The organism is Erwinia sp. (assembly GCF_031978025.1).
Classification (GTDB): domain Bacteria; phylum Pseudomonadota; class Gammaproteobacteria; order Enterobacterales; family Enterobacteriaceae; genus Erwinia.
The window spans coordinates 1-3,282 of the sequence record NZ_DALZCD010000369.1 but is presented as its reverse complement, the minus strand read 5'-3'; the positions used below and the strand labels follow the sequence as shown (position 1 = coordinate 3,282).

Genomic DNA, 3,282 nt, shown 5'->3' with positions numbered 1-3,282 from the left:
TGCAGTAATGTCACCGAATAAAAAAGCCTGCATCATGCAGGCTTTTTTTACGTTGCGGCGGATTAGGGACTTCACATCCGCTTAGTGGTATTTACAGCACGGCGACAATCGCTTCGCACAGGGGCGCCATGTTGTCCGGCGTCATTCCCGCTACGTTAACACGGCCTGAATTAACCGCATAAACGCCAAACTCTTCCCGCAGCCTGATCACCTGATCTTTGGTCAGGCCACTAAAAGAGAACATGCCATTTTGATTGATGATAAAGCTGAAGTCGCCTTTTGCCCCTTTTTCCTGCAGGGTATTGACGAACAGCTGGCGCATGCGATGAATACGCTGTCGCATATCGGTCAGTTCCTGCTCCCACAGGGTGCGCAGTGAACTGTTGCTCAGTATAGTGGCGACCACAGCTGCACCGTGCGCGGGTGGGTTGGAGTAGTTTGCACGGATCGTCGCTTTAACCTGGCTGAAGGCCGTATCAGCAGTATCGGCCGTGTTGGCGACCAGAGTGAAAGCGCCTACGCGCTCATTATAGAGGCCGAAATTCTTAGAATAAGAACTGGCGACGATCAGCTCCTGATGGCCGGCAGCGAAAATACGCAGGCCTTCTGCATCCTCTTCCAGACCACGAGCAAATCCCTGATAGGCAAAGTCGAACAGCGGCAGCCAGCCTTTTTCCAGCGACATATCGGCCAGTTGCTGCCACTGTGCGGCCGTAGGATCGATACCGGTAGGGTTATGACAGCAGCCATGGAACAGCACAATATCGCCCGCTTGCGCTTCACGTAGCGCGCCCAGCATCCCTTCAAAATCCAGCGAATGGCTGGCTGCGTCGTAATACTGGTATTCACAGACTTCCAGTCCGGCAGACTGAAACACATTTTTATGGTTAGGCCAGCTGGGATTACTGACCCAGATGCGTTTCGCACCGGTTTGCGTGGCGATAAAATCTGCGGCCACGCGCAGCGCACCCGTACCGCCAGGCGTTTGCGCCGTGCGTGCGCGCTTATCGCGCAGGATCGCATTGTCCGCACCAAACAGCAGCTCTTGTGTGCATTTGCCAAAATCGGCCAGGCCATCAATGCTCAAATAATTTTTGGTCGTTTCATTTTCCAGCAGATACTGCTCGGCTTTTTTCACGCTGGTCAATACCGGCGTTTTACCGGTTTCGTCCTTATAAACGCCAATACCAAGGTTGATCTTGTCAGGGCGGTCATCCGCGCGAAAAAGGTCGGCTAAGCCAAGGATAGGATCTGCAGGTGCAGCAGCAATGCGTTCAAACATAATGAAAGTCCGTTATAAACTGAAACGAAGTGAGAATTCAGGGTACCGCCACTGTGATAAAAATGCCAACCGTTTGCGTTAAAATCAGTGAAACAGTGCCTTAAGAGAAAGGGGAGACAACCGTTTTCTGACTCACGCAGACAGCTGTGCAAGCACGCTGCTTTTCCGTCAGACAAAAACGACAGCCGGTAAAAGCCTTTTACCGTGATAAAAGCCAGTTTTAGCGTCACGCCAATAACAAACAAGAATCGAGTTGCTTCTCCTTGCGGAGAGCTTTTATTTGATTCCGCACATCTTTTATCTCGCCATAGATATCCTGCAGTCCGTTTCTGATAGCGATGACGTCGCAGCGTAACCAGGTGATATGCATGTCATGTGGAGAAAGGATGAGCCTGTCTTATTCTCTTTTCCCACCGCTAACGCTGCAACCTGAGAGCGTCTACAGAAAAGGACGGTCCATAAAGGTTTTCCTGAAGCTAAATCCAGACTGATTGTTCTACTTCCGCATCTGGCTAACAAATATTTTTAGTTCTTTTCAGCAATGCAGTGGCGTGGCCAAAACTTTTATGAAAAGGAAAATGACATCAGGGATTGCTGGCTTAATTAAATAGCGATTTCCCAGTCAGGGAAGGTGTAGCGGTCACCAGAATGATAAAGCGTAGGAGCGTCAGGGAAGAAAGCGTAAGGGCATCAGGGAAGAAAGCGTAAGGGCATCAGGGAAGAAAGCGTAAGGGCATCAGGGGAGAAAGCGTAAGGGCATCAGGGGAGACAGCGTAAGGGCATCAGGGGAGAAAGCGCAGAGGCATCAGGAGTGAAAAAGCATAGTGGTACCAAAGGAGAGAAAGCGCAGAAGCATCAGGGTGAAAAAGCATAGGACCATGAAGGAGAGAAAATGTAAGGCTGACCGGAGAAGATAGAGAGCAATAAAAAGCGGGGCCAAAGGCCCCGCCAGATCGCGTGAAGCTTGATTAGAACTGGTAAACCAGACCTACAGCCACGGTGTCATCGGTATTCAGACCCAGTGGGTTGTTGTCATCCAGCAGGTTGATCTGATAGTCAACGTAGGTAGACATGTTTTTGTTGAAGTAATAAGTGGCGCCCACGTCAACATATTTGATCAGGTCAGCATCGCCAACGCCTTCGATATCCTTGCCTTTAGACTGGACGTGGCCAAGAGATGGACGCAGGCCGAAGTCAAACTGGTACTGGGCAACCAGTTCAATGTTCTGCGCTTTGTTAGCGAAAGAATTAGAAGTCCATGCCGTGTTATCCACGTCATTAAAGTTACCTTTGTAGGTAATTGGCGTCGCGTTACGGGTCTCACCGTACATCGCTGCCAGGTAGACGTTGTTCGCATCATATTTCAGCGCGGTTGCCCATGATTCAGCACGTTTACCTGCGCCACTGTTAATATCAACCACTTCGGTAGCATCGTTAGGGTTAGTGACGTTACGATTGCCAGAAGACTGTGCATTGGTACGGTCGTAAGAACCGTAAGCCGCGGACACGCCTACACCGATTGGTGAGGTATAGCTGGTAGAAACGGCGTAACCATCACCGTTTGAACGACGAACGTCATCGCGGTCGTTTTTGCCCTGATACTGAAGGGCGAAGTTCCAGCCGTCTACCAGGCCAAAGAAGTTGGTGTTGCGGTAGGTCAGCACGCCAGTGGTACGGCCGCCCAGTACGCCCAGGTCAGAGTAAGCAGAGTCGCCGCCGAATTCTGGCAGCATGTCGGTCCAACCCATTGGATCGTACAGCAGGCTGTAGTTACGGCCGTAGTCGATAGAACCGTACTCAGCGAATTTCAGACCGGCGAAGCCCAGACGGGTTTTGTTGCCGTCCTGCGCGTCGGTGCCGCCTTCGGTATTATTCGTTTGGAAGTTATATTCCCACTGGCCGTAACCGGTCAGCATGTCATTAATCTGGGTTTCACCCTTGAAGCCAAAACGCACGTAGCTCTGGTCACCGTCGTTGCCGTCGTTATCAGAGAAATAATG

At 50.9% G+C, this 3,282-nt stretch carries 2 protein-coding genes; both read right to left on the bottom strand.

What is annotated here, in order from left to right; translation table 11 throughout:
* Window positions 1-91 precede the first annotated feature (91 nt).
* Window positions 92-1,282, bottom strand: a complete 1,191-nt coding sequence (locus RTK32_RS20345; protein WP_312047125.1) for an amino acid aminotransferase — start codon at window positions 1,280-1,282, stop codon at window positions 92-94.
* 968 nt (window positions 1,283-2,250) lie between these two features.
* The coding region (locus RTK32_RS20340; RefSeq protein WP_312047123.1) for a porin at window positions 2,251-3,282 on the bottom strand (1,032 nt) is incomplete at its 5' end.

What these genes read in the sequence shown, in the direction of transcription:
- RTK32_RS20345 (WP_312047125.1), bottom strand. Translation starts at nt 1,282, where the DNA reads ATGTTTGAACGCATTGCTGCTGCACCTGCAGATCCTATCCTTGGCTTA.